At 58.3% G+C, this 23,265-nt stretch carries 20 protein-coding genes and 2 pseudogenes; 11 read left to right on the top strand and 11 right to left on the bottom strand.

Features of this window, described 5'->3' with window-relative positions; all coding sequences use genetic code 11:
* The 3 genes from AXW79_RS23410 to rluA form a co-directional block, all read left to right on the top strand.
* On the top strand, window positions 1-213 hold a 213-nt coding region (locus AXW79_RS23410; RefSeq protein WP_211271110.1), incomplete at its 5' end, for a hypothetical protein.
* Between the two features lie 232 nt (window positions 214-445).
* Window positions 446-3,313, top strand: a complete 2,868-nt coding sequence (rapA, locus tag AXW79_RS03335; protein WP_005318987.1) for an RNA polymerase-associated protein RapA — start codon at window positions 446-448, stop codon at window positions 3,311-3,313.
* Between the two features lie 200 nt (window positions 3,314-3,513).
* Entirely contained in the window at window positions 3,514-4,170 is a 657-nt protein-coding gene (gene rluA / locus AXW79_RS03330) for a bifunctional tRNA pseudouridine(32) synthase/23S rRNA pseudouridine(746) synthase RluA (protein WP_005318985.1), read from the top strand.
* A gap of 56 nt (window positions 4,171-4,226) precedes the next feature.
* Here the strand turns inward: rluA and AXW79_RS03325 are convergent, their stop codons facing one another.
* The 5 genes from AXW79_RS03325 to AXW79_RS03305 form a co-directional block, all read right to left on the bottom strand.
* A complete protein-coding gene (locus AXW79_RS03325; protein WP_005318982.1) occupies window positions 4,227-4,415 on the bottom strand; it encodes a hypothetical protein in 189 nt (62 codons plus the stop codon).
* A gap of 58 nt (window positions 4,416-4,473) precedes the next feature.
* Window positions 4,474-6,405, bottom strand: a complete 1,932-nt coding sequence (locus tag AXW79_RS03320; RefSeq protein ID WP_011899056.1) for a putative bifunctional diguanylate cyclase/phosphodiesterase — start codon at window positions 6,403-6,405, stop codon at window positions 4,474-4,476.
* 23 nt (window positions 6,406-6,428) lie between these two features.
* A complete protein-coding gene (locus AXW79_RS03315; RefSeq protein ID WP_005318977.1) occupies window positions 6,429-6,926 on the bottom strand; it encodes a hypothetical protein in 498 nt (165 codons plus the stop codon).
* Window positions 6,927-7,021: 95 nt separating this feature from the next.
* Complete coding sequence (gene groL, locus AXW79_RS03310; protein WP_005318975.1) at window positions 7,022-8,656, bottom strand: chaperonin GroEL; 1,635 nt, start codon at window positions 8,654-8,656, stop codon at window positions 7,022-7,024.
* Window positions 8,657-8,697: 41 nt separating this feature from the next.
* Window positions 8,698-8,991 (bottom strand): co-chaperone GroES, encoded by a 294-nt coding sequence (locus AXW79_RS03305; protein WP_005318973.1) that lies wholly within the window; start codon window positions 8,989-8,991, stop codon window positions 8,698-8,700.
* A 216-nt stretch (window positions 8,992-9,207) separates the two neighbouring features.
* On the opposite strand from AXW79_RS03305, the gene AXW79_RS03300 reads away from it, so the two are divergent.
* Entirely contained in the window at window positions 9,208-10,578 is a 1,371-nt protein-coding gene (locus AXW79_RS03300) for an MATE family efflux transporter (protein ID WP_043151501.1), read from the top strand.
* 24 nt (window positions 10,579-10,602) lie between these two features.
* Here AXW79_RS03300 and AXW79_RS03295 read toward each other — a convergent pair whose 3' ends face one another.
* Window positions 10,603-11,079: an FxsA family protein gene (locus AXW79_RS03295; RefSeq protein ID WP_005318970.1), complete on the bottom strand. Its 477-nt coding sequence runs from the start codon at window positions 11,077-11,079 to the stop codon at window positions 10,603-10,605.
* A 450-nt stretch (window positions 11,080-11,529) separates the two neighbouring features.
* On the opposite strand from AXW79_RS03295, the gene aspA reads away from it, so the two are divergent.
* The 3 genes from aspA to AXW79_RS03280 all read left to right on the top strand — a co-directional run bounded on the left by aspA (window position 11,530) and on the right by AXW79_RS03280 (window position 15,705).
* Window positions 11,530-12,972 carry an aspartate ammonia-lyase gene (aspA, locus tag AXW79_RS03290; protein ID WP_005318968.1) on the top strand — a complete coding sequence of 481 codons (1,443 nt, stop codon included), beginning with the start codon at window positions 11,530-11,532 and terminating at the stop codon, window positions 12,970-12,972.
* Window positions 12,973-13,099: 127 nt separating this feature from the next.
* A complete protein-coding gene (locus tag AXW79_RS03285) occupies window positions 13,100-14,419 on the top strand; it encodes an anaerobic C4-dicarboxylate transporter (RefSeq protein ID WP_005318965.1) in 1,320 nt (439 codons plus the stop codon).
* Window positions 14,420-14,619: 200 nt separating this feature from the next.
* Window positions 14,620-15,705, top strand: a complete 1,086-nt coding sequence (locus AXW79_RS03280; RefSeq protein ID WP_005318963.1) for a porin — start codon at window positions 14,620-14,622, stop codon at window positions 15,703-15,705.
* 62 nt (window positions 15,706-15,767) lie between these two features.
* Here AXW79_RS03280 and mdtH read toward each other — a convergent pair whose 3' ends face one another.
* Entirely contained in the window at window positions 15,768-16,961 is a 1,194-nt protein-coding gene (gene mdtH / locus AXW79_RS03275; protein WP_011899059.1) for a multidrug efflux MFS transporter MdtH, read from the bottom strand.
* A 209-nt stretch (window positions 16,962-17,170) separates the two neighbouring features.
* Here mdtH and AXW79_RS03270 point away from each other — a divergent pair, with 209 nt between their 5' ends.
* A complete protein-coding gene (locus AXW79_RS03270; protein ID WP_005318957.1) occupies window positions 17,171-18,058 on the top strand; it encodes a LysR family transcriptional regulator in 888 nt (295 codons plus the stop codon).
* A gap of 50 nt (window positions 18,059-18,108) precedes the next feature.
* Here the strand turns inward: AXW79_RS03270 and AXW79_RS03265 are convergent, their stop codons facing one another.
* Window positions 18,109-19,386, bottom strand: a complete 1,278-nt coding sequence (locus tag AXW79_RS03265) for a M4 family metallopeptidase (RefSeq protein WP_376902990.1) — start codon at window positions 19,384-19,386, stop codon at window positions 18,109-18,111.
* The gene (locus AXW79_RS24100; protein WP_376903020.1) at window positions 19,380-19,706 is read right to left on the bottom strand and encodes a hypothetical protein; all 327 of its coding nucleotides are present in this window, start codon (window positions 19,704-19,706) and stop codon (window positions 19,380-19,382) included. The genes AXW79_RS03265 and AXW79_RS24100 overlap by 7 nt, the downstream gene beginning before the upstream one ends.
* Before the next feature lie 521 nt (window positions 19,707-20,227).
* Between AXW79_RS24100 and AXW79_RS03260 the strand changes: the two genes are divergently transcribed.
* From AXW79_RS03260 to AXW79_RS24185, 3 genes and pseudogenes are all read left to right on the top strand, one after another.
* Entirely contained in the window at window positions 20,228-20,782 is a 555-nt protein-coding gene (locus AXW79_RS03260) for a GNAT family N-acetyltransferase (RefSeq protein ID WP_005318955.1), read from the top strand.
* A 65-nt stretch (window positions 20,783-20,847) separates the two neighbouring features.
* Entirely contained in the window at window positions 20,848-21,399 is a 552-nt protein-coding gene (locus AXW79_RS03255; protein ID WP_005318952.1) for a GNAT family N-acetyltransferase, read from the top strand.
* 40 nt (window positions 21,400-21,439) lie between these two features.
* Window positions 21,440-21,559 (top strand): annotated as a pseudogene (locus AXW79_RS24185) (30S ribosomal protein S5 alanine N-acetyltransferase); the annotation flags it as partial.
* 62 nt (window positions 21,560-21,621) lie between these two features.
* On the opposite strand, the gene AXW79_RS03250 reads toward AXW79_RS24185, so the two are convergent.
* A complete protein-coding gene (locus AXW79_RS03250; protein ID WP_005318949.1) occupies window positions 21,622-21,867 on the bottom strand; it encodes a hypothetical protein in 246 nt (81 codons plus the stop codon).
* A gap of 310 nt (window positions 21,868-22,177) precedes the next feature.
* Window positions 22,178-23,237, bottom strand: a pseudogene (locus AXW79_RS03245) (oxidoreductase).
* Between the last annotated feature and the right edge of the window lie 28 nt (window positions 23,238-23,265).

The raw sequence follows: 23,265 nt of genomic DNA, 5'->3' as shown, positions 1-23,265 counted from the left end.
GCCCACACAGATTGCTTGATTCAAATTGTTAAAGAGCGACGCAACAGGGTGTTGATGCGGGAGTGGAATTCCACTCAACCGCCTTCTCGAGCCAAGCCTTATTTTCAAAGGCTTTTCGAGGCACCGACTGGCTTGTTTGCGTTGCCGCTTGCTCTGTCGATGTGGCGCATTATAGGGATCTGGATCACGCTTGCAAGGGGCGTTTCGAATTAAATTCGAATTATTATCTCAATAGCTCATCAATTCACCAAAAAGACTGTTTATCCCGCAACAACACACTCATATGGCGACATATGTCTATCTTCAATGATGTCTTGGCAGCGATAGATCAAACTTGTAGCGAATTGGCACCGCCCACTTCTATATGCATGGTGATCGAGGTCACGCCTTCGGGTAACATAGCGCCCCTTTGCGATTCACACACTCTTGGGCTTTGGAGAGTTTAATGCCTTTTGCACTTGGCCAGCGTTGGATTAGTGATACAGAGACGGATCTGGGGTTGGGGACTGTCGTTGCTGTTGAAGGACGCATGGTTACCCTGTTGTTTCCGGCTACCGGTGAAAACCGCATGTATGCCAAAGAAGAGGCTCCGGTAACCCGGGTCAGCTTCAATGTGGGCGATCAGATCGCCACTCACGAAGACTGGACCATGACGGTCGAAGAAGTGCAGGAAAAAAACGGTCTGCTTATATATGTAGGTGTACGCACCGACAATGATGAGCCCGTTGCCCTCAAGGAAGTGTTTCTAAGCAACTTTATCAAATTCAACAAGCCGCAGGATCGCCTGTTCGCCGGTCAGATTGACCGGATGTCCCGCTTTACCCTGCGTTACGAAGCGCTGATCAACCAGCATAAGCGGCGCCTTAACCCGACTCGCGGTCTGGCCGGTGGCCGGGTCAGCCTGATCCCGCACCAGCTTTATATCGCCCATGAAGTGGGACACCGCTATGCTCCGCGCGTACTGCTGGCCGATGAAGTGGGCCTGGGCAAGACCATCGAAGCGGGCATGATCATCCATCAGCAGCTGCTCTCCGGTCGCGCCCATCGCGTGCTCATACTGCTGCCCGAGACTCTCCAGCACCAGTGGCTGGTCGAGATGCTGCGCCGCTTCAACCTGCACTTCTCCCTGTTTGACGAGGAGCGATGCATCGAGGCCTTCGCCGATGCGGAGAACCCCTTCGAGACCGAGCAGCTGGTGATCTGCAGCCTAGACTTCCTGCGCAAGAAGCGTCGTCGTTTCGAGCAGGTGCTGGAAGCCGAGTGGGATCTGCTGGTTGTCGACGAGGCGCATCATCTTGAGTGGAGCATCGATGCCCCAAGCCGCGCCTACGAAATGGTGGAAGCGCTGGCCGAACAGGTGCCGGGTGTGCTGCTGCTGACCGCCACCCCGGATCAGTTGGGCCACCAGAGCCACTTTGCCCGTCTGCGCCTGCTCGACCCGGAGCGCTTCTACGATTACGAGGCCTTCCTCGCCGAGGAGCAAGCTTACGGTAAGGTCGCCAGCGCGGCGCAAGAACTGCTGGATGGCGAGACCCTGAGCGATGAAGCCAGGCAGATCCTCGCCAGCCAGCTGGAAGGGCTGGATATGAGCGATGCAGCTGCCCGTCAGCAGGCGGTTGCCAAGCTGCTGGATCAGCATGGCACCGGCCGGGTGCTGTTTCGTAACAGCCGCGCCAATATTCAGGGCTTCCCCGAGCGTCACCTCAACGTCTACCCCATGCCGCTGCCGGAGCAGTACAAGACTGCCATCAAGGTGATGGGCATGATGGGTGGCAATGGCGGCGATCTGCAAACCCGCGCCCTGCGCTATCTCTATCCCGAGAAGATCTTCCAGCAGTTCGAAGGGGAAAACGCTACCTGGACCCAGTTCGATCCCCGCGTCGACTGGTTGCTGGAGCTGCTGCTCTCTGCTCGCCAGCAAAAGGTGCTGGTGATCTGCTCCGAAGCGGCCACCGCCATCGCGCTGGAAGAGGCGCTGCGTACCCGTGAAGGGATCCGCGGCACAGTGTTCCATGAAGGGATGTCTATCCTCGAGCGGGACAAGGCCTCCGCCTATTTCGCGCAAGAGGATGGTGGCGCCCAGGTGCTGCTCTGCTCAGAAATCGGTTCAGAAGGTCGCAACTTCCAGTTTGCCAGCCATCTGGTGCTGTTCGATCTGCCCCTCAATCCGGATCTGCTGGAACAGCGCATCGGTCGTCTGGACCGTATCGGTCAGCAGAATACCGTCGAGATCCATGTCCCCTATCTGGAAGGGACTGCCCAGCGCGCCCTGCAGCTCTGGTATCACGATGGTCTGGATGCGTTCGAGCAGACCTGCCCGACTGCCCGCCCGGTATTCGAAGCGGTACGTGACGAACTGTTCGAGCTGCTGGCCGCCAACACCGGCGATCAGGTGACCCTCGATGCCCTGCTGATCAAGACCCGCGAGCTGCACGAGCCGCTCAAAGCCCGACTGGAACAGGGGCGCGATCGCCTGCTGGAGATCCACTCCAGCGGTGGCGCCGCCGCCCAGCTGCTGGTCGACAAGCTGGCCGCCGAAGATGATGACACTGGCATGGTCTCCTTCGCCCTCAAGATGTTCGACGAGATCGGCGTCAATCAGGATGACAGAGGCGAGAACGCGCTGGTGCTGACCCCGGGGGATCACATGCTGGTATCCAGCTTCCCAGGCCTGCCGCAAGATGGCATGACCATCACCTTCGATCGCCCGACCGCCTTGTCACGGGATGACATGGCGCTGCTCTCCTGGGATCACCCCATGATGCGCGGCGGTATAGACCTCATTCTGGGCTCCGAGATCGGCGCAACGTCTGTGGCCCTGCTCAAGAACAAAGCGCTGCCCATCGGCTCCATCCTGCTTGAGCTGATCTTCGTCGCCGAGTCTGCGGCCCATCCCCAGCTCTATCGCTTCATGCCGCCGACACCGATCCGTCTGCTGATGGACAAGAACGGTCAGAATCTGGGCGAAAAGGTGGCATTCGATGCCTTCAACCGCCAGCTGACCCCGGTCAACCGCCACCTTGGCAGCAAGTTGGTCACCGCCTCCCAGCCGGTGATCCACGGTCTGATTGGCAAGGGCCAGGTCATTGCCGAAGAGCTGAAAGCCGGGATTGTCGACAAGGCGCGCACCCGGATGGCGCAAACCCTGCAGCAAGATCTCGATCGTCTGGAAGCGCTCAAGGCAGTCAATCCGAACGTGCGTGACAGCGAACTGGATTATCTGCGCAATCTGCAGGCAGAATTGCACCACCTGATCGATCAGACCCAACTCAAGCTGGATGCAATCCGCTTTATCGTGGTCACCCATAACTGACGCGGCAATGAAGATACATGACCTGATCCGGCTCAGGCTCAGGCTGGATGCCATGCACTTTATTATCGTGGTCATCCATAACTGACAAGGCAGTGAAGAGGTATGACCGGCTCCGGCTCACGCGGGATCCCATGCCCTTTATGATTGTGGTTACCCATAACTGATGGGGGCTTGCCCCCACCTTCTGATGCGAGACATTTATGTTTGAATACTCACCGCCTCTGGAACCCTGGCTCGATATCCTGTTCAAGGACAAGGACATCATGGTGGTCAACAAGCCCACCGGCCTGCTGAGCGTCCCCGGGCGCGGCCCCGAGAATGAAGACAGCGTCCTGCATCGGGTGAAGCAACAGCACCCCAAGGCGGCGGCAGCCCATCGCCTCGACATGTCCACCACTGGCGTCATTGTCATCCCCCTCACCCCCAATTCTCATCGGGAGCTGAGTCGGCAATTTCGCGAGCGGGAGACCGAGAAGCACTACCTCGCCTGGGTGTGGGGCGAGCCAGAAGCAGACTCGGGTCAGGTTGACCTGCCACTTTGCGTCGACTGGCCCAACCGCCCGAAGCAGAAGGTGGATTTTGAGGAGGGACGCCACGCCCTGACCCTGTGGGAAAAGCTGAAGGTGGAGAACGGCAACAGCCTGATCAAGCTAACCCCCATCACGGGTCGCTCCCACCAGCTGCGCGTCCATATGCTGGAGCTGGGGCACCCCATTCTGGGTGACAACCTCTATGCCCATCCGGATGCACTGGCGGCGGCGCCCCATCTCTACCTCCATGCGGCCATGCTGACCATCAGCCACCCCCGCAGTGGCGAGCGGATGACCTTCGAGGCGCCAGCTCCTTTCTCGCTGTAAGCCAGCGCAAACATAAAAAAAGCCCCCATCTACTGATGGGGGCTTTTTCATTAGGATCAGACGCGAATATCAATCTTGCTTCCCAGAGTGGAGCTGGCCGTTGGCGCTGCAGCAGGGGCTGACTGAGCAGCCGTCTGGAGCAGTTTCAATGCGGCTTCACCATCCTGAGTCTGCTGTTTTTTGGCCAGACTGGCCGTCAGCAAAGCAGAACCAAATGACGTTGATGCGGAACTAGATATATCCATGGTGTACCTCCTGCTCTAAGACTATCGGCCATCTTGCGCCAGACATGAATCATTTTGGCTAAATTAAATACGCTTTGTCGGGTTGGCGTCGCTTCAACCACGCCTCCTCCATCTCCAGAAGAGTCTGATATATTTTCTCCGCCTGTTCGGGACGGCTGAACAGATAGCCTTGTCCATAGAGATGAATATCGGTAAGAGTACGCAGGACATCGAGCTGCGCCTGGGTTTCTATCCCTTCGCACACCAGACTCTTGCCCAGCATGGAACCCATACGGCAAATGTTGGCGACCAGTTCAGATGCTTCTATCGAGGTATCGATCCCCTGGATGAAGGAGCGATCGATCTTCACCTTGCTGACCGGCAAGTTCTGCAGATAGCTGAGAGATGAGTAGCCGGTACCGAAATCATCCAGCGCCAACTGCACCCCTTGTTGATTCAGATCCTGCATCAGCTGCAGGGAATTCTTCACCTCGCGCATTGTGGTGTCTTCCGTCACCTCCAACACCAGGCTGGCAGCCGGGATATGATGATCCATCAACGCCTTGGCGACCAGTTTCAACAAATTGCGCTGGTACATGCCAGGCGAGATATTCACGCACATTTGCAAGTCGACCAGCCCGAGCTGCTGCCACTGATAGAGTTGCTCACAGGCGGTGTTCAGCACCCAGCTGCCCAGTTTCTCGGCCAGCTGGAACTCTTCCGCCACCTGGATCACCTCGTTGGGTGGAATGAACCCCAACTCAGGATGCCGCCAGCGCAGCAGCGCTTCGACTGCCTCACAGCGGCCGCTTTCAAGATTGACTATGGGCTGGTAATACAGTTCGAGTGCGTTGTGCTCCAGCGCCATGATCATGTCGCTTGCCAGATGCTTGCGCCGCGCAGTTTCATTGAGCAGCGAGTTGTCATAGATGACATAAGGGACATGGGTCTTGCGACTGTGGAACAGCGCCTGCTCGGCCCGACTGAGCAGCTCCTGGGTCAGCTTGCTGTCCATCGGGAAGAAAGCAATACCTATCCCCACCTCCAGCCGGAAGGGATAGTTGTCGATGATGATGTCTTGCTTGAGCGCATGAAGCAGGCGTACAACCAGCTCTCTCACCTGCCGCAGGTCACTGCTCTCGCGCTGGATAATAGCAAACTGATCGCCACCCAGACGCGCCACCCACTCACCGTTTTCACACAGGTTGCGAACCCGTTTTGCCATCTCCTGCAGCAAGAAGTCACCGGTGTTGTAGCCAAATTTGCTGTTGATATCCCGAAAATCGTTGATATCGACCAGTACCAAACCAAATGGTATCTCCTTGGTTGCGTACGATTCCATCTTCTCCAGCAACGCCAGCCGATTGACTAGCCCGGTCAGGGGATCGACTCTTGCAGCCCGGAAATGGCGACGCGCCTCGCGGATCAGCAGGCCACTGAGCAACATCACGGACAACACCAGACCGGAAACCATAAACAGCAAGGCGTTGCGCAGCTGGCCAAAGCGTTTGTCATTACCGGAATAGACATTGATGTTCTTTTGCATCACAGAGGCGAGAGAGTAGGAGAGAGGTTCTTGCAGAGGGGCCAATCGCATCATGATTTGCTGATACTCTGGCGTGCCCGACTTCAGATTGGTGATGTTGGACTCCATCTCGCGGATGTTGCTTTCAATCAGCTGCACCAGACGCAGGGTCTTTTGCTTATCTTTCATGCTCTGGCGCAACTGCCCGCTGAGCAGGATTGGCGTGCGGCTCCAGAGGATGTCGTAACGCAGCATCAGAGTGTCGTGATCGATGCCACCATAATGGTAGATCTCGACGGAGTTGAGGAAGCGCCCCAACTCCAGCTGCAACTGCATCAGCGCCCAGGAGACGTCATAGGTGTACTTTTCCATCACCCGGGTCGCATTCTGTATCTGCGCGAGGCAATACAGGGTACTTCCCGTAAACAACAGGATGGATAGGTAAAGAACGACAAGTAAAGGCCACGCCTTGGTCTTCGCTTTCACTCGCACTCCCGCACGCCGTTATATCAATGTTGAACGTCAACCGCATTCAACTGCCAGATCATCATGTCAGTGAACTCTGATCGTTTCAGCTCCGGATGCTGATCAAGCGGTAGGATAAACCAAAGCGGTCCCTTATTCCGTACCCGCATGGTCACACCGTCATCTTGCCAGGCCAGAATGGGATCATATTTGCTGACCTTGTCCCAGTTGATCCGTATCTGAAAACTGTTCAGGGCGGTCAGGGTAATGGATTTGCCATCCGCTCCGACGGCAGCCAGCACATCTGCCAGCTTGGGCCCCACATACTTGTGCGGTTTGTCGACCCAGGGATTTCCCGTCACTATTTCATGCTGGGGCAAGGCCTTGAGCATGGCCAGATCGAAAGCCACCTCCCCCTCTGTTGCCTCGGCAGGCTTCACATTGCCGGTCACCGTCAAGATGACGGGACCCTGCGGCGCCTCAAGGGCCATGACCGGCATCGCCAGAGAAAACAGTAATGGAATCAAACCCAGTGCACGCATACTCACCTCAGAAAAAGTCACCAACAATAGACTCAGTTTAGTCGCCATAAAAAAAACGGCCCGCAAAAGCGAGCCGTTTGGTAACCAAGACTGAATTACATCATGCCCATGCCACCCATGCCGCCCATGTCAGGCATGGCAGGGGTATCTTTCTTCGGCAGCTCGGTGATCATGCACTCTGTGGTGATCATCAGGCCGGCGATGGAAGAGGCGAACTGCAGAGCAGAACGGGTAACCTTGGTCGGATCCAGGATACCCATGGCCAGCATGTCACCGTACTGTTCGGTGTAAGCGTTATAGCCGAAGTTGCCTTCACCATTTTTCACGGCGTTGGCAATGACGGAGGCTTCTTCGCCAGCGTTGATGACGATCTGACGCAGCGGGGCTTCCATGGCGCGCAAGGCAACCTTGATACCCACGTTCTGATCTTCGTTGTCACCACGCAGGCCGGCCAGTTTGGCGGCAACGCGTACCAGCGCCACACCACCACCAGCAACAACGCCTTCTTCTACGGCAGCGCGGGTTGCGTGCAGGGCATCGTCAACACGGGCTTTCTTCTCTTTCATCTCGACTTCGGTCGCAGCACCGACCTTGATCACGGCAACGCCACCAGCCAGTTTGGCTACGCGCTCTTGCAGCTTCTCACGGTCGTAATCGGAAGAGGTCTCTTCGATTTGCTGACGGATCTGGGCCACACGGCTTTCGATCAGGGCAGCATCACCCACGCCATCGATGATGGTGGTGTTCTCTTTGGTGATGACGATACGCTTGGCACGGCCCAGATCTTCCAGGGTCGCTTTTTCCAGCTCCATGCCTACTTCTTCGGAGATCACGGTACCACCGGTCAGCATGGCGATATCCTGCAGCATGGCCTTGCGACGGTCACCGAAGCCCGGCGCCTTGACGGCAGCTACTTTCACAATGCCACGCATGGTGTTGACCACCAGGGTAGCCAGCGCTTCGCCTTCCACGTCTTCGGCAACGATCAGCAGCGGCTTGCCTGCTTTGGCAACGCCTTCCAGCACCGGCAGCATTTCGCGGATATTGGATACTTTCTTGTCCACCAGCAGGATGAAGGGATCATCCAGCTCAACGGCACCGGTTTCCGGCTTGTTGACGAAGTAGGGGGAGAGGTAGCCACGGTCGAACTGCATGCCTTCTACCACAGCCAGCTCGTCGTCCAAGCCCTGACCATCTTCAACCGTGATGACGCCATCACGGCCGACTTTGTCCATGGCTTCAGCAATCAGCCTGCCCACTTTCTCGTCGGAGTTGGCGGAGATGGTGCCTACCTGAGCGATGGCGTTGTTGTCAGCGCACGGCTGGGACAGCACTTGCAGCTCGGCAACGGCGGCGATCACTGCCTTGTCGATACCGCGCTTCAGATCCATGGGGTTCATGCCGGCAGCAACGGCCTTCAGACCTTCGTTGACGATGGCCTGAGCCAGTACGGTTGCTGTGGTGGTACCGTCACCGGCAGCATCGTTGGCCTTGGAAGCAACTTCCTTGACCATCTGGGCGCCCATGTTCTGGAACTTGTCTTCCAGTTCGATTTCGCGCGCCACGGAGACGCCATCCTTGGTGATGGTCGGCGCACCGAAGGACTTGTCCAGTACCACGTTGCGGCCTTTCGGACCCAGGGTAACCTTGACGGCATCGGCCAGGATGTTTACGCCTTCCAGCATCTTGATGCGGGCTTCGTTGCCAAATTTGACTTCTTTAGCTGCCATTTTCTTCAATCCTTCAATCAATTCGCAGGGGAAAGGGTGGATTACGCTTCGACAATCGCCAGGATGTCGGTTTCAGACAGGATCAGTACATCCTGACCATCCAGCTTCTCGGTCTTCACACCGTAGCCTTCGTTGAAGATCACCTTGTCACCAACCTTGACGGCGAGGGCTTTGACATCGCCATTATCCAGAATTCGGCCAGTCCCCACGGCAAGTACTTCACCACGGGTGGACTTCTGGGCCGCAGTACCAGTCAAGACAATGCCGCCAGCGGATTTGGCTTCAGCTTCGATGCGCTTGATGATGACGCGGTCGTGCAGTGGACGAATTTTCATCGATAACTCTCCCAAAATGAGTCTCTGTGTTGCTTTGAGGAATGGCCATTCCTGGCCAAATTAGATATGCCTCTGATGTGGGGCGTTTTTGTTAACCCTTCAAGGGCAAATACAAAAAAAATATTTTCACGTACTATGAATATCTTCGATGGATCGCCCGTGTCCCGGTCAGGAAACCGGGTTTGTGCTGCCTGCAGCCAGAACTCACTTCGCCAGATGTATAGAGACGAGCTCGTGACCCGACCCAACCCCCTGCTGACCGCCCCCATGACGTCCGTACTGCTGCGCATGACGGGCCCCATGATCCTCGGCATCATCGCCATACTGGCATTCAATCTGGTCGATACCTTCTTCATCGGCATGCTGGGCACCCAGGCACTCGCCGCCATCAGCTTCACCTTCCCGGTCACCTTCGTGGTCACCTCGCTGGCAATGGGGCTGGGGGCCGGGCTCTCCGCCGTCATCGGCCATGCCCTCGGTCAGGGCAAACATGACGAAGCCGCCCGCATCACCACCGACTGCCTGTTTCTGGCCGTGGTGCTGGTCACGCTCCTCTCGCTCCTGGGAGCATTCACCATACAACCCCTGTTTCGGCTGCTCGGCGCCAGCGACCAGCTGATCCGCCTTATCTATGACTACATGCTTATCTGGTATCTGACCGTGCCCATGCTGGTGCTGCCCATGGTGGGCAATGCCGCCATTCGGGCCACCGGGGATACCAAGACGCCCAGCCTGGTGATGACGGTGGCGGGGCTGGTGAACGGCGTGCTGGATCCCCTGCTCATTTTTGGCATAGGCCCCTTTCCCGAATGGGGGATCCGCGGGGCGGCCATCGCCACGTCGATCTCCTGGTTGATGGCCATGCTGGTCAGCCTCTACATATTGCGCCATCGGGAAGGCTTGCTGCGATGGCGCCTGTCCCCTCGCCCACAATTGCTGGCCCACTGGCGCGCCTTGCTCCACGTGGCCGTGCCTGCCTCTTTCACCAACATGCTCAACCCCCTGGCCAATGCAGTGCTGATGATCATCTTCGCAGGTCTGGGCACCGAAGTGGTGGCCGCCTACGGCGCCGCCTCCCGGGTCGAGGCACTGCTGCTCATAGTGATGATGGCGCTCTCCTCCGTGCTGGCCCCCTTCATCTCGCAAAACTGCGGGGCTGGCAATCCGGCCCGCGCCAGGGCCGCACTGCAATTTTGCATGCGCTTCGCTTTGCTGTTCCAGCTCGGGGTATACGGGCTGACCTGGTTGCTGGCACCACTTATCGCCAACCTGTTCAGCGATCATCCACAAGTAGTGCGCCTCATCATTCTGTATTTGCACCTGGTACCCATAGGGTATGGCTTCCAGGGCATGGTGATGCTGCTGGCCTCGGCACTCAACGGCGTCAGGGCATCGAGCATCTCGTTTCTGTTCAACGGATTGCGGCTGTTTGTCTTCTTGTTGCCAGGGGCCTGGCTGGGGGCGGAGCTGGGAGGGGAACAGGGAGTCTATCTGGGGATACTACTGGCAAATCTGGCAGCGGGCACTCTGGCATGGTGGTATGCCCGCCACCGTTTCGAGCGATTGTGCCATCAGGGCAAACCCTGACAGGCACAGCTTAGCTACAGAGGCTTACTCTTTACGCTCGAATTCGCCTTCGATGGTGGTCCCGCCACGATTGACCTGACCCGGTTGTTCCTCGCCTGGACGCGCCTCGAATGGAGGCTGCTGGGCATGAAAACCGCCCATCTGCATCCGGAACTGATTGCTGCCAATGAGTTTGTCAGCCAGCTTGTTGCGCAGCCATGGCTGCAGCAACAGGATACCGAAGAAGTCGGTCACAAAGCCCGGGATGATCAGCAGCAAGCCGGCCAGCGCCAGCATCATGCCCCCCATCACCTCACGACCCGGCATCTCCCCTTGCTGCATTTTTTGCTGCGCATTGAGCAGGGTCTTGATGCCTTCACTCCGAACCAGCGATGACCCGAGCACGGCGGTCAGCACCAGCAAGCCTACGGTTGGCAAGGCGCCAATCACGGAGCCCACCTCGATCATCACGGTGAGCTCGAGCAGCACCAGACCGACCAACAACAGAAATAACTTGCCCATAACAACCTCAGTGCGAGTGAATTTGGATGAACCCGTGAACTCTTGCAGCAAACGCATTTTTCGCTGCCAACACGCCACAAAGTCGGTTCCTGAATATTAAAGTGGGGGTCGACACCCATTTTTCAAGTGTGGAGGGTGACAGAGCGCCAGATATTCAGAAAAACCGGCATGGCAGACTGTGATTGAAGTCCTTGTTCTGTCAAAGTTAATCGCTCAATTGCAATATCTGTTTAATGACCACAAGTTATTTGAGGTTGTCTCAAATTTAGTGATCCAGGTCTAATATCAGATACCTCAATTGAGGTAATATCGACGCTAGTAATTAAGGGAGCAAAAAACGCTCCCAACTGCCCCACTCGATGTGTGGTGCTTCAGGATGAGCCGTGCGTAAGGAACTCGCGACCACTCGGTGAGGATCGTTTCCATTTATCTGATTTCTGAGGCATTACAATGAGCGACATCAAGAACGTCCGCATTGAAGAAGACCTGCTGGGCACCAAAGAAGTTTCCAATGAGCTCTACTACGGCGTGCATACCCAGCGCGCAGTCGAAAACTTCAAGCTGAGCACTCAGAAGATTTCTGACGTTCCGGAATTTGTCCGCGGCATGGTGCTGACCAAGAAGGCCGCCGCCCTGGCGAACGGCGAACTGGGCACCATCCGTCCTGAAATTGCTGACAAGATCGTAGAAGCCTGCGACCTGATGCTGAACACCGGCAAATGTTTCGACCAGTTCCCGGTCGACGTTTACCAGGGTGGTGCAGGCACCTCCGTCAACATGAACACCAACGAAGTACTGGCCAACATCGCCCTCGAGATCATGGGTCTGGAGAAGGGCCGTTACGACGTCATCAACCCCAATGACCACGTCAACAAGTGCCAATCCACCAACGACGCCTACCCTACCGGCTTCCGCGTTGCCGTGGTAAACAGCACAGACACCACACTGCATGCCCTGGAAGCACTGATCGCTGCCTTCGATGCCAAGGCCAAGGAATTCAAAAGCATCCTGAAGATGGGCCGTACCCAGCTGCAGGACGCGGTTCCCATGACACTGGGTCAGGAGTTCCACGCCTTCGCCGTTACCCTGCGTGAAGAGATCAAGTCCATCAAGCGTTGCCAGGAGCTGCTGCTGGAAGTGAACCTGGGGGCAACCGCCATCGGTACCGGCCTGAACACCCCGCCCGAGTACTCTGCGCTGGCCATCAAACGCCTGGCCGAGATCACGGGTCGTGCTTATGTTCCGGCAGAAGACCTGATCGAAGCAACCTCCGACTGTGGCGCCTATGTGATGCTGCACGGTGCCATCAAGCGCATGGCCATGAAAATGTCCAAGATCTGTAACGATCTGCGTCTGCTCTCCTCCGGTCCGCGCACTGCCCTCAAAGAGATCAACCTGCCGGAAATGCAGGCCGGTTCCTCCATCATGCCGGCCAAGGTCAACCCGGTTATCCCGGAAGTGGTCAACCAGACCTGCTTCAAGGTATTCGGTAACGATGTCACCATCACTTTCGCCGCCGAAGCCGGTCAGCTGCAGCTGAACGTCATGGAGCCGGTGATTGGTCAGGCCATGTTCGAATCCCTGAGCCTGATGGAAAAAGCCTGTATCTCCCTGCGCGAGAAGTGTGTGGAAGGTATTACCGCCAACCCAGAGATCTGCATGAACCACGTGCTGAACTCCATCGGCATCGTGACCTACCTGAACCCCTTCATCGGCCACCACGAAGGGGATATCGTCGGCAAGATCTGCGCCCAGACCGGCAAGAACGTCCGTGAGGTCGTGCTGGAACGCGGCCTGCTGACCGCCGAACAGCTGGACGAAATCCTTTCCATCGAGAACCTGATGAACCCGCAATACAAAGCCAAGCGCTACACCCGCGAAGCCACCGTATAAGCGAGAAAATGGGCCGGGTTTATCCCGGCCCATAAAGTCAGTTCCCGATCGGTCTCACCCAGTCCCATCGGGAATTGGCTTTTCTGCCAAATAAAACCTAAAAAAACTGGAAAATGGAGTGTTCGCTATGATTGTTATCGAGTTACTTGTCGTGCTCGCCGCTATCTATCTGGGTGCCCGGATAGGCAGTATCGGTATCGGCTTTGCCGGTGGTCTGGGTGTGCTGGTGCTGACCTGGGGCCTGGGGGTACAAATTCCGAGCGACCAACTGGTCACCTTCATCCCCTGGGACGTGATCATGATCATCGCGTCCGTCATCTGTGCCATTGCCTGTATGCAACTGGCCGGTGGCATGGACTACCTGGTTTCGCTGGCAGAAAAGGCTCTGCGCAAGAATCCCAAGTACATCACCTTTGCCGCCCCCATCGTCACCTATCTGATGACAATGCTGGCCGGTACCGGTCACACCGCCTTCTCCACCCTGCCGGTAATCGCCGAAGTGGCCAAGGAGCAGGGCATTCGTCCTTCCCGTCCGCTCTCCATCGCGGTCGTCGCCTCTCAGATTGCCATCACCGCCTCCCCGATCTCCGCGGCCGTGGTTGCCTTCTCCGGCATGCTTGAGCCGTTCGGTGTCGACTACCTGACCCTGCTGGCCATCTGCATTCCGTCCACCTTCATCGCCTGTATCCTGGGCGCCTTCATTGCCAACATGATGGGCAAACCGCTGGATCAGGATGAAGTCTATCTGGAGCGTAAAGCCAAAGGGCTGATCAAGCTGCGCGGCACCACCAAGCTGGAGCTGAAGCCTTACGCCAAGGTTTCTGTCTGGATCTTCATCGCCGCCATCGTGGCCGTCATGGCTTATGCCACCGCCATCTCAGGCAAAGTGGGCCTGATCGCCAATCCGCCAATTCCCCGTGACGGTGCCATCATGGGCATCATGCTGGCTGCTGCCACCATCATGACCCTGGTCTGCAAACTGGACGCCACTCAAATCACCAACATGCCGACCTTCAAGTCCGGTATGTCCGCCTGTATCTGTGTACTGGGTGTGGCCTGGCTGGGCAACGTCTTCGTGAAAGGCAACATGGACACCATTCAGCTGATCGCTGGCGACCTGCTGAACCAGTATTCCTGGCTGCTGGCCGTGGTGCTGTTCTTCTCCGCCATGCTGCTCTACTCACAAGGCGCCACCACCAAGGCCCTGATGCCGGCCGCACTGGCGCTGGGTGTCAGCCCGCTGACCGCCATCGCCTCCTTCGCCGCCGTGAGCGCCCTGTTCGTGCTGCCGACCTACCCGACCCTGCTGGCCGCAGTCGAGATGGACGACACCGGCTCGACCCGGATCGGCAAGGCCGTGTTCAACCACCCCTTCTTCATCCCCGGCACCGCGACCATCGCTTTCGCCGTGCTACTGGGCTTCTTCTTTGGCGGTCTGATGCTCTAATCAGCATTTAATGCCATAAAAACTCAAACGGCCCTCATTGGGCCGTTTTTTATTCCTCGTTTTTCCCTTTCTCCGCCAATTAATCCTCGACCGCTTCAGTTCCTATCAAGGTTCACAGATCTACTCTGGGCCATCGGAACAGCAACCGATCCTGCAGGACCGAGCACAGGTCCGACATTGTTTACACAGAGGAAAAAACGATGAAGAAGACAGCATTGACTATGGCCATCTCCAGCGTGCTGCTGGCCGGCGGCGCCCAAGCCGCGACCGTCTATGACCAGAACGACACCAAACTCGAGATAGGTGGCCGTGCTCAAGGCATGTACTACGGTACCGACAACAAGGATTCCGAGGGTGATCAGAGCTACTTCCGTCTGCACGTTGCCGGCGAAACCAAGATCGACAACGAGCTAACCGCCTTCGGCTTTGCCGAGTACAACCTGCCGGTGTCCGGTTCTGACAACGACGAACTGCGTTATGCCTTCGCCGGTATCAAGCACGATCGTTTCGGTGCCTTCAGCTATGGTCGTCAGGATGGCCTGTTCACCAAGGCGGTGAACAACTATACAGACGTGCTGCCGGAATGGGGTGGTGATGGCCTGGGTAAAGACACCGAAGTATTCGGCACCGGCCGCACCAACGGTCTGGCTCAGTACATCTACACCTATCAGGGTCTGACCCTGGGTGCCCAGTTCACCGGCAACAACGATCCGCAGAACGCTGGCCGTTCCGAGATGACCGGTCCGAACAGCACCTGGAATTCAGAAGGGTCTGCTGAAGGTTTCGCCCTGTCCGCCAACTATGACTTCGACATGGGTCTGAGTCTGGGTGCCGCCTACAACCAGGCTGGCAAGACCGACGAGCAGGCTGACAACGCTGCCTTCGGTGGCGACCGCGATGCCAAGCTGTACGGTGTGGGTGCCAAGTACGAAGCCGGTGACCTCTACCTGGCCGCTACCTACTCCCACGGCGAAGACCACCTGTTCGTCAACAACGGCTACGCCGAGAAGATGGATGGCTACGAAGCCGTGGCCCAGTACACCTTCGGCAAGTTCAAGCCGTCTCTGGCCTACCTGCGTACCGACGTGAAAGACAATGCCCGCGGCATTGACGATACCGCCACCGAATATGTTTCCATCGGTGCCTGGTACAACTTCACCGACAACTTCAATGCCTATGTTGATTACAAGATCAACCTGCTGGACAACGTCAACGGTACCCACACCAACTCGCTCGGCAAGAACACCGACGACGTGGTCGCCGTGGCCCTGCAGTACAACTTCTAAGTCTTCCCTGAATTGCCTACTGTATTTTACCGGCCGCACTGCGGCCGGTTTTTTATTGCCTGTCAGATGTTGACCCGCGCCAGACTCGGTTCGCGGTGAAAGCAGTTCACCAGCAGCAACAAGGTAGTCACGCCAACCGTTCCCAGCACCAGCCAGGGTAACCAGGGCTGCCCCTGGGCATTGGCGTAGTCATGCAGGGCCCCGCCCCCCACGTATCCCGTCATGCCGCCGAGCGCCAGCCCCAGCCGGCTGAATCCCATGTAACTGCCACGTGCCCCCGGCTGTGCCAACTTGGTCATGAGCGTCTCTCGCGCCGGCTCGGCGATGACGATCCCCAGATAGAAGCAGGCCAGCAATACGAAGACGGCGGGCAGCGTAGTGGCAAACGCCACCAGCCCGATCCCGGTTGTCATCAGCAGCACACCCGCCATCAGGCGATTTTCCAGCTTGAAGTGCTTCTCCCCATAGCGGGCAAGCGGATAGAGCAGCGTCAGCGAGATGGCGGTCTCCAGGGTATACATCCAGCCTACTGCAGTGGTGGTGCCCGCCATCTGTTTGACCAGAATGGGGAAAATCAGCATCACCTGCACCCAGAGCGCGTAGTAACCGCTCAGGATCAGCACCAGCCGGCAGAAGGCCTTGTCCGCCAGCACCTGGCCGAGACCGGCCCGGATAGGCGTCGGCCGCTGCGAGAGCTTGTAGGGGGGCAGGATCAGCAAGTTGCACAGGGCCGCACAGACAAACAGACCCGCCCCCAGCAGGCAGACATACTCGAAGTCGAAGTTGAGCAGCCAGCTGCCAAGCAGGGCCCCCACCACGGCGCCGGCGCTCTCCAGCATCATCAGCAAGGAGATGTAACGGCCCCGCTGACGCGGGCGGGTAAACTTGATCACCAGGGCGGCACGGGGTGGATCGAACAGGCAACCGCCCAGCCCCGAGATGATGCAGGAGAGGATCAGTTCAAGCCCGCTCTGGGCATAGGCCAGACTGGCAAACCCCGCGGCCCGCAACAGCATGCCCCCCACTATGAGTGGCCGGGCACCGAACTTGTCTGCCAGCGATCCCCCCAGCACCCCCAATCCCTGCTGGGTCAGCTGGCGCAACCCCAGCGCCAGACCGACTATCCCGGCCGCCCAGCCCTGCTGATCCACGAAGCGCAGACTGATCATGGGCATCACCACGAAAAATCCCAGGATCACCAAAAGGGAATCCAACGCCAAAAACCACCGCCCCAACCGCCTCGCCCGCTCCACCATGACTGCCTGACCCCTGCTTTGCTAATGACATCCAACTCGCTCGTCTCATCGCCCGGATGACACCGTCGTCAAATCGGGCAAAGGGTAACTGCAACCCTCTGACCCGACATGGCAATATGCCAATTCGCAACAATTGATACTGCTATTCTGGAAGGGCGCCAGATATAGTGGTAGCCGACAACTGGCTATATTTCATATTGGATTACGTTATGGCTATGACCCTGGATGACTTGCAATTACTACTGGATGTGGTCAATCGCGGCAGCTTCAGCAAAGCGGCAGCCATTCGTGGCTGGTCGCAACCCATGGTCAGCCAGCGGATCGCCGTACTGGAGCAGGCGCTGGGGCAGCCCCTGTTTCGCCGCCACAGACGCGGAGCCACGCCCACTCCGGCTTGCGAGCAGTTTTTGCCTGCGGCGGCGGCAGCTCTGAGTGCACTGGAAGGGGGACGCCTGGCGATGCAGGGAGCACCGGCCCTGCCGCGCATCAAGCTCTCCTGCCTGCCCTCCCTGACCACAGTGGTATTTGGCCCCCTGTTGCTGGCATTGGTAGACGAAGCATTCGAGATCCGCTGCAACACGGATCACTCCGGCATCATAATGCAGGAGCTGCTGACCGGGGAGACCGACGTCGGCTTCATCCTCAAGTGCCCCGCCATAGCCGGTATCCAGCTCGAACTGCTCTACCGCTCCCCCATCATAGCGGTGGCCTGCGCCACCCATCCGCTGGCAGGAAGACAAGGTTTAACCCTGCAGGATATCGCCAACGAGCGGCTGGCACCCCAGCAGTGGGGCATCGGCTGTGACGAGCTGATCCTGCAACTGCGGCTGCTGCGTCAGGTAACGAGCCCGCTGCACGCCATTCAGCCCGCCAGCGCAGCGCTGGAGCACGGCTTCATCACACTGATGCCGGCACTCGCCATCAGCCGGGATCTGGAGTTTGGCCGCCTGGTCCAGCTGGATGTGATGGACCTGCCGCCGGATCACTGGGACGTGATGATGGCCTGGCGTAGCGGCAAGCGGCCCAATCCTGCCAAGGAGCGGGTGCTGGAGGCAGCCAGAGCCCTTGCCCGGCGCTGGTCGGGCAAATCTGCATAAAAAAGCGCCGGACAAGTCCGGCGCCAAACACTCAATCACATAGCTCAAGATCAGTAGCTTGCCTTGAGGGTCACTCCCGAAAAGGCGCTGTAACCACTCAGCTGTACATGCCAGGTACCCGCCTTGGGCGAGTTCAGGGTACAGGTCTCTGCATTACCCCCCTTGTAAGGACGGCAGTCATAGCTGGTGCTGGTCGGAGCCGAACCAAACTTGACGTAGAGATCCGCATCACCTGTGCCGCCACTGCTGGCGACCACCAGCTGGCTCTTGCCGGCCGGCACATCGATAGTGAAGTTCACCTTGCCACCCTTGGCGGCGGAGAGCCCGGTCACAGGTACCCCGTTTTGCAGCACGCTGCCGCTCGGTGGCGGCGTGGTACCGCAGGAGGCGTTGACCCCGACAGTGGTAAAGGCTGCCGCCACGTCGGTCAGGCTGTAGCCCAGGTCTGTGGCCGCCTTGGTCACGCCACAAGCACCCTGATCGTAGGTGGTGTTGGCGCCCCAGTAGAGGCGGTTGGCCAGCACGAACACTTCGAATGCCTTGCGGGTGTTCCAGCCACTGGTGTTGGCCAGCAGGTAGAAGGCCCGATTGTAGACGCCCGAGCTGTGGTGCACGTCGATGCCATCGTAGTAATCGCTGGCATGACCGATGGAGCTGCCATCCCGGGTTGGATCCTCGAAGTAGCGCAGGGAGCCGTTGCCCTTGAAGATCTGGGCCCCCACCAGCCAGTCGTTGCTGCCCTTCATGTAGTTCTCGGCCGCTTCCCCCGCCATGTCGGAGAAAGCTTCGTTGATGCCACCTGACTGACCGGAATAGACCAGCCCCGAGTTCTGTTCGGTGAAGCCGTGGCTCACCTCATGGGCCGCCACGTCCAGGCTCACCAGCGGATAGAAGGTGGTAGCTCCATCCCCGAAGGTCATCTGGCTGCCGTCCCAGAAGGCATTTTCATAGTTGCGACTGTAGTGCACCCGCATCTTCAGCTTGAAGTTGAGCGGCGCCGTGTTGTACCAGTTGCGATACATGTTGAACACAACATTGCCGAAGTAGTGGGCATCGTTGAGCGGCGAGTAGGCGCCATTGATCTCCTTGACCGTGTTCTCCGGGCAAGTGAACTGGTGCACGGCGCCACCCGAGGTAGCGTGATTGAGGTTGATGGTATCCACGTTCGGGCTGGTCATGCGGCAGCTGTCATCCACCAGCAGGGGGCCGAAGTCCGCGCCATAGAAGTACTTGCCAGTCTTGATGTTGCTACCCGGGCCTGTGGCATCCTTGTGGTTAATCCCCTCCCAACGCTTGAGTTCGGCGCCGCTCTGGGCATCGATCACCACGAAGGGACGGCTCGGCTCTTCGCTTGCCGCCAGCCAGGAGACCAGATAAACCAGACGGCCTGACCTGCCTCATCCTGCATCACGAACAGCTTGACCCGCTCGTTGCTGCCCTTGGCCCCGGCACGGGCCTTGCCAGCAGCGTCAACCGGCGACAGGGCAGCGGTCGGGCTCGCCACGTCGGCATCAATCTGGCGCAACATCTGGCCGGAAACCTGGCTTATCTGCCCACCGAGAGACTGTTCGGCTACCAGCACCTGACCCCAAACCGGAATGCCGCGCCAGGTTTGCTCATAGCGAACCCGCTGCTGGCCATTGGGCAACTTGACTACCCGTACCTGACGAAACTCGCCATCCCCGGCCAGAGCGCTGACACCGGCAGCGCCGCTCGGTGCCCCCTGAATACCCGCGACCTGATGCACTTCTACCTGTTCTGCAGCCAAGGCTGCGCTTCCCCAGCAGGCCAATACCACGGCCAAATACACTTTGTTCATCTCGTCTTTCCTTAGGTCGATGAAGGTTACACGCCGGATCCGTTGCCCGGCGTTCCTACACTAGTTGTCGAGATCAAAATTGCTGCCTGTCATATGTGACAGAGCAGCATGAACCCGTAGCAGGATCTGCTGTTACACCTGTTCAGTAGCGAAAACAAAACCAGAAGTAGTGAATCGCGCTGAAAAAGGGCGGAGAATGGCAAGGCCTCGAACAACCCCGCATATGGGCCCCTCCATATGGGGATAGCGGACGCAGGCGAGAGGATGAAAGTCCTTGGCGCACAAGGGGTTGATTGGCTACATTGGCTGTTTGGCGGCCAGCAAAGGCCTAGTTCGGGTGGGAGGTAAGGATGTTTTCATGGCAACTGGACGACGAGTTGGCGCTGCTGTTTTTGCAGCCCGACATGGCCAGCGAACTTTTCGGCCTGTGCCGGGAGAACCGCGACTACCTCACCCAGTGGCTGCCCTGGCCCCCCTACATACAGCAGCCGGCTGACAGCGCCACCTTCATCCGCCACGCCATCGAGAAATTTGCCCGGGGTGAGGGGCTGACCACCGCCATCGAATATCAGGGGGAAGTGGTTGGCGTCATCGGCTACAACCAGATCGATCAGGCGCTGGCCAAGGTCACCATAGGTTACTGGCTGGCGGAACGCTGGCAGGGCAACGGCATCATCACCCGCGCCTGTCAGGCATTGATCCATCACGCCTTTGAAGAGATGGGGATGGAGAAGGTCGAGATAAGCGCGGCGGTAGAGAACGAGCCGAGCCGGGCGGTGTGCGAGCGACTCGGCATGCAGCAGGAGGGGATCACACGGCGGGCCGAGCGGCTGGCAGATCGGGTGGTGGATCACGTCCACTACGGTCTGCTGCGCGATGACTGGCTAAGACAACGGGATCACTGATGGGCGCAGGCTGCCCGGTCCCCAGCGGCCGGCACCATGCTCATGAATCCACAGAGGGAACCTTGATGGCACTACCACACCTCAGCACGACCCGTACCCGAGTCACTGTTCTGCCGCCCGAACGGGCCGACCTGATGCTGGATTTCTATCTGCGCAACCGCGCTCACCTCACCCCCTGGGAACCCAGCCGTGACGAGAGCTTCTATACCCTGAGTCACTGGCATGGTCGATTGCGCGACAGCTATGGCCAGTTCTTCAACGGCAGCGCCGTCCATCTGGTGGCGCTCGACCCCAAGGGCGAGCAGGTGATCGCCACCTGCAACTTCACCAACATCATGATGGGCATGTTCAAGGCCTGTCACCTCGGTTATGCCGTCGATAAAGCCCATGAGGGTCAGGGTCTGATGCAAGAGGTGGTCGGTGCCGGAATAGCCTATCTGTTTCGGGAACACGGCCTGCACCGCGTCATGGCAAGCTATATGCCAGCCAACCTGCGCAGCGCCGCCCTGCTCGAGCGCCTTGGCTTTGAGCGGGAAGGCTATGCCCGGGATTACCTGATGATCAATGGCCGCTGGGAGGATCATGTTCTCACCGCCTGGCTCAACCCCGCGGTCTAGCGCCATAAAGCGAGCCATATGCCAGTCAATCACCCTGTGCAGCGCCGCCCTGCTCGAGCACCTTGGCTTTGAGCGGGAGGGCTATGCCCGGGACTATCTGATGATCAATGGCCGCTGGGAAGATCACATACTGACAGCACTGATCAATCCAGCCGTCTGATCAGGCCATAAAAAAACGGGCCCGGAGGTAACTCCGGGCCCGTCTTCAGATGAGGTGCAGGCTTAGTTGGCCTTGGCATCGCTCACTGCGGCTTCAGCCTTGGTGGCTACGTCAGCAGCAGCTTTCTCAACAGTTGCAGTCGCTTCGGAAGCAGCCTTCTCTACAGTAGCAGTGGCTTCGCTAGCGGCTTTCTCAACAGTTGCAGCAACGTCGGCGGCCGGAGTCGCAGCCGGAGCAGCGGCTTCTTCTTTCTGACCACAGGCGGTCAACATCAGACCCAGGATACCGGCTACCAGTACTTTGTTCATGTGCATACCCTCAAAAAAATATGGAGAGATGGTTCATTCAACCATCACAGTGCGTCCTTTCACCCGGTTAGAAACCCATTAGGCCGGGAGCCAAGAGGCGCGCGAAATATATCCCCATACGCGGCCAATGGAAACGAGTATCACAATGATATTTTCTCGTTGGCTGGATGAAAAGAACTACTACAACGAAAAAAATTAACACAAAACACTCACCAAGCCGTCAGTTAGTATAATAAACCACCAAGAATGGCGTATTCACTGGCAGTAAATGGTGATTGCATCTGGCCGAATGATACCCACGACAGAAGTATCAATCAGACAAATTCTGACAAACCAGCCGTTTCCCCTGCTGGTGGCTGTCACGGGCCAGATCCAGCAGCGCCATCACGGCCAATGCCTCACTGGCCGGAACGGGATTCTCTCCCTCCCCCAGGATGGCTGCGCAAACACCGCGATAGTAGGCACCGTAATCCCCTGCCTCACCAGCCACTGTCTCTTGCTGCAACTGCCCCTCCCGGATACGGCTGAGCTGACCGGGCTCACCATCCAGACCCCAGTCGGCCGCCGGGGGCCGCCGGGGGCCGCTTGCCAAGTTTGAGCTGATCTTCCTGCACGTCCATGCCGAACTTGATGAAGGATCCTTCACTGCCGTGAATGACGGAGCGAGGCATGGTGGCCGACACCAGACAGCTGCCGTGCAATATCACTCTCAATTCGCCATAGCCCAGTGTCACGTGGAAGTAGTCATCGCTCAATGCACCCGGCCGCTGAAGGGCCAAGTCCGCCTGCAGCCAGTCGGGCTGGCCAAACAGTTGCAGCGCCTGATCCAGAATATGAGGACCAAGATCGAACCAGAGTCCCGAGCCGGGGCCGCCCGCTTCGCGCCAGCGCTGGCGCACTTCGGGGCGATAGCGGTCGAAGTGGGATTCGAACTGGGCAATTTGCCCCAGGCCCCCCTCCGCCAGCAGACGGCGCACAGTAAGGAAATCCCCGTCCCAGCGCCGATTGTGGAAGATGCTGAGCAGCCGCTGCTGCTTCCCGGCCAGCTCAACCAGCGCCTTTGCCTCGGCCAGATCCAGCGCGAACGGCTTGTCGATCACCACGTGCTTGCCGGCCAGCAGCGCCTGGCGGGCAATGGGGGCATGGGTGTCGTTGGGGGTGGCGATCACCACCAGATCAACAGCGCTGTCGGCCAACACCTCTTCCAGCGAGCCAACCCGGCAACCGGGCAGATCGGCCTGCACCTTGGCCGCATCCCGGCTCACGACCCAACCGAGGGAGAGGCCCGGGGTGCTGGTCAGGAAGGGGGCGTGAAAGGTCTTGCCTGCAAAGCCATAGCCCACCAGGGCGGCGTTGAGAGTCTGGCTCATCCGGTTTTCTCCACGGGTCTGTGTGTCA

The organism is Aeromonas salmonicida subsp. salmonicida, assembly GCF_001643305.1.
GTDB classification, from domain to species: domain Bacteria; phylum Pseudomonadota; class Gammaproteobacteria; order Enterobacterales; family Aeromonadaceae; genus Aeromonas; species Aeromonas salmonicida.
Note: the sequence above shows the minus strand (reverse complement) of the source record. Positions and strands in the feature narration are given on the sequence as shown.

Bases quoted from the DNA above. Each gene is read 5' to 3' on its own strand.
- AXW79_RS03285 (WP_005318965.1), top strand. From the start codon at position 13,100: ATGATTGTTATCGAGTTACTTGTCGTGCTCGCCGCTATCTATCTGGGT.
- AXW79_RS03270 (WP_005318957.1), top strand. From the start codon at position 17,171: ATGGCTATGACCCTGGATGACTTGCAATTACTACTGGATGTGGTCAAT.
- AXW79_RS03300 (WP_043151501.1), top strand. From the start codon at position 9,208: ATGTATAGAGACGAGCTCGTGACCCGACCCAACCCCCTGCTGACCGCC.
- AXW79_RS03255 (WP_005318952.1), top strand. From the start codon at position 20,848: ATGGCACTACCACACCTCAGCACGACCCGTACCCGAGTCACTGTTCTG.
- rapA (WP_005318987.1), top strand. From the start codon at position 446: ATGCCTTTTGCACTTGGCCAGCGTTGGATTAGTGATACAGAGACGGAT.
- AXW79_RS03260 (WP_005318955.1), top strand. From the start codon at position 20,228: ATGTTTTCATGGCAACTGGACGACGAGTTGGCGCTGCTGTTTTTGCAG.
- AXW79_RS03250 (WP_005318949.1), bottom strand. From the start codon at position 21,867: ATGAACAAAGTACTGGTAGCCGGTATCCTGGGTCTGATGTTGACCGCC.
- AXW79_RS03315 (WP_005318977.1), bottom strand. From the start codon at position 6,926: ATGCGTGCACTGGGTTTGATTCCATTACTGTTTTCTCTGGCGATGCCG.
- rluA (WP_005318985.1), top strand. From the start codon at position 3,514: ATGTTTGAATACTCACCGCCTCTGGAACCCTGGCTCGATATCCTGTTC.
- AXW79_RS03280 (WP_005318963.1), top strand. From the start codon at position 14,620: ATGAAGAAGACAGCATTGACTATGGCCATCTCCAGCGTGCTGCTGGCC.
- AXW79_RS03295 (WP_005318970.1), bottom strand. From the start codon at position 11,079: ATGGGCAAGTTATTTCTGTTGTTGGTCGGTCTGGTGCTGCTCGAGCTC.
- mdtH (WP_011899059.1), bottom strand. From the start codon at position 16,961: ATGGTGGAGCGGGCGAGGCGGTTGGGGCGGTGGTTTTTGGCGTTGGAT.
- AXW79_RS03325 (WP_005318982.1), bottom strand. From the start codon at position 4,415: ATGGATATATCTAGTTCCGCATCAACGTCATTTGGTTCTGCTTTGCTG.
- AXW79_RS03305 (WP_005318973.1), bottom strand. From the start codon at position 8,991: ATGAAAATTCGTCCACTGCACGACCGCGTCATCATCAAGCGCATCGAA.
- aspA (WP_005318968.1), top strand. From the start codon at position 11,530: ATGAGCGACATCAAGAACGTCCGCATTGAAGAAGACCTGCTGGGCACC.
- groL (WP_005318975.1), bottom strand. From the start codon at position 8,656: ATGGCAGCTAAAGAAGTCAAATTTGGCAACGAAGCCCGCATCAAGATG.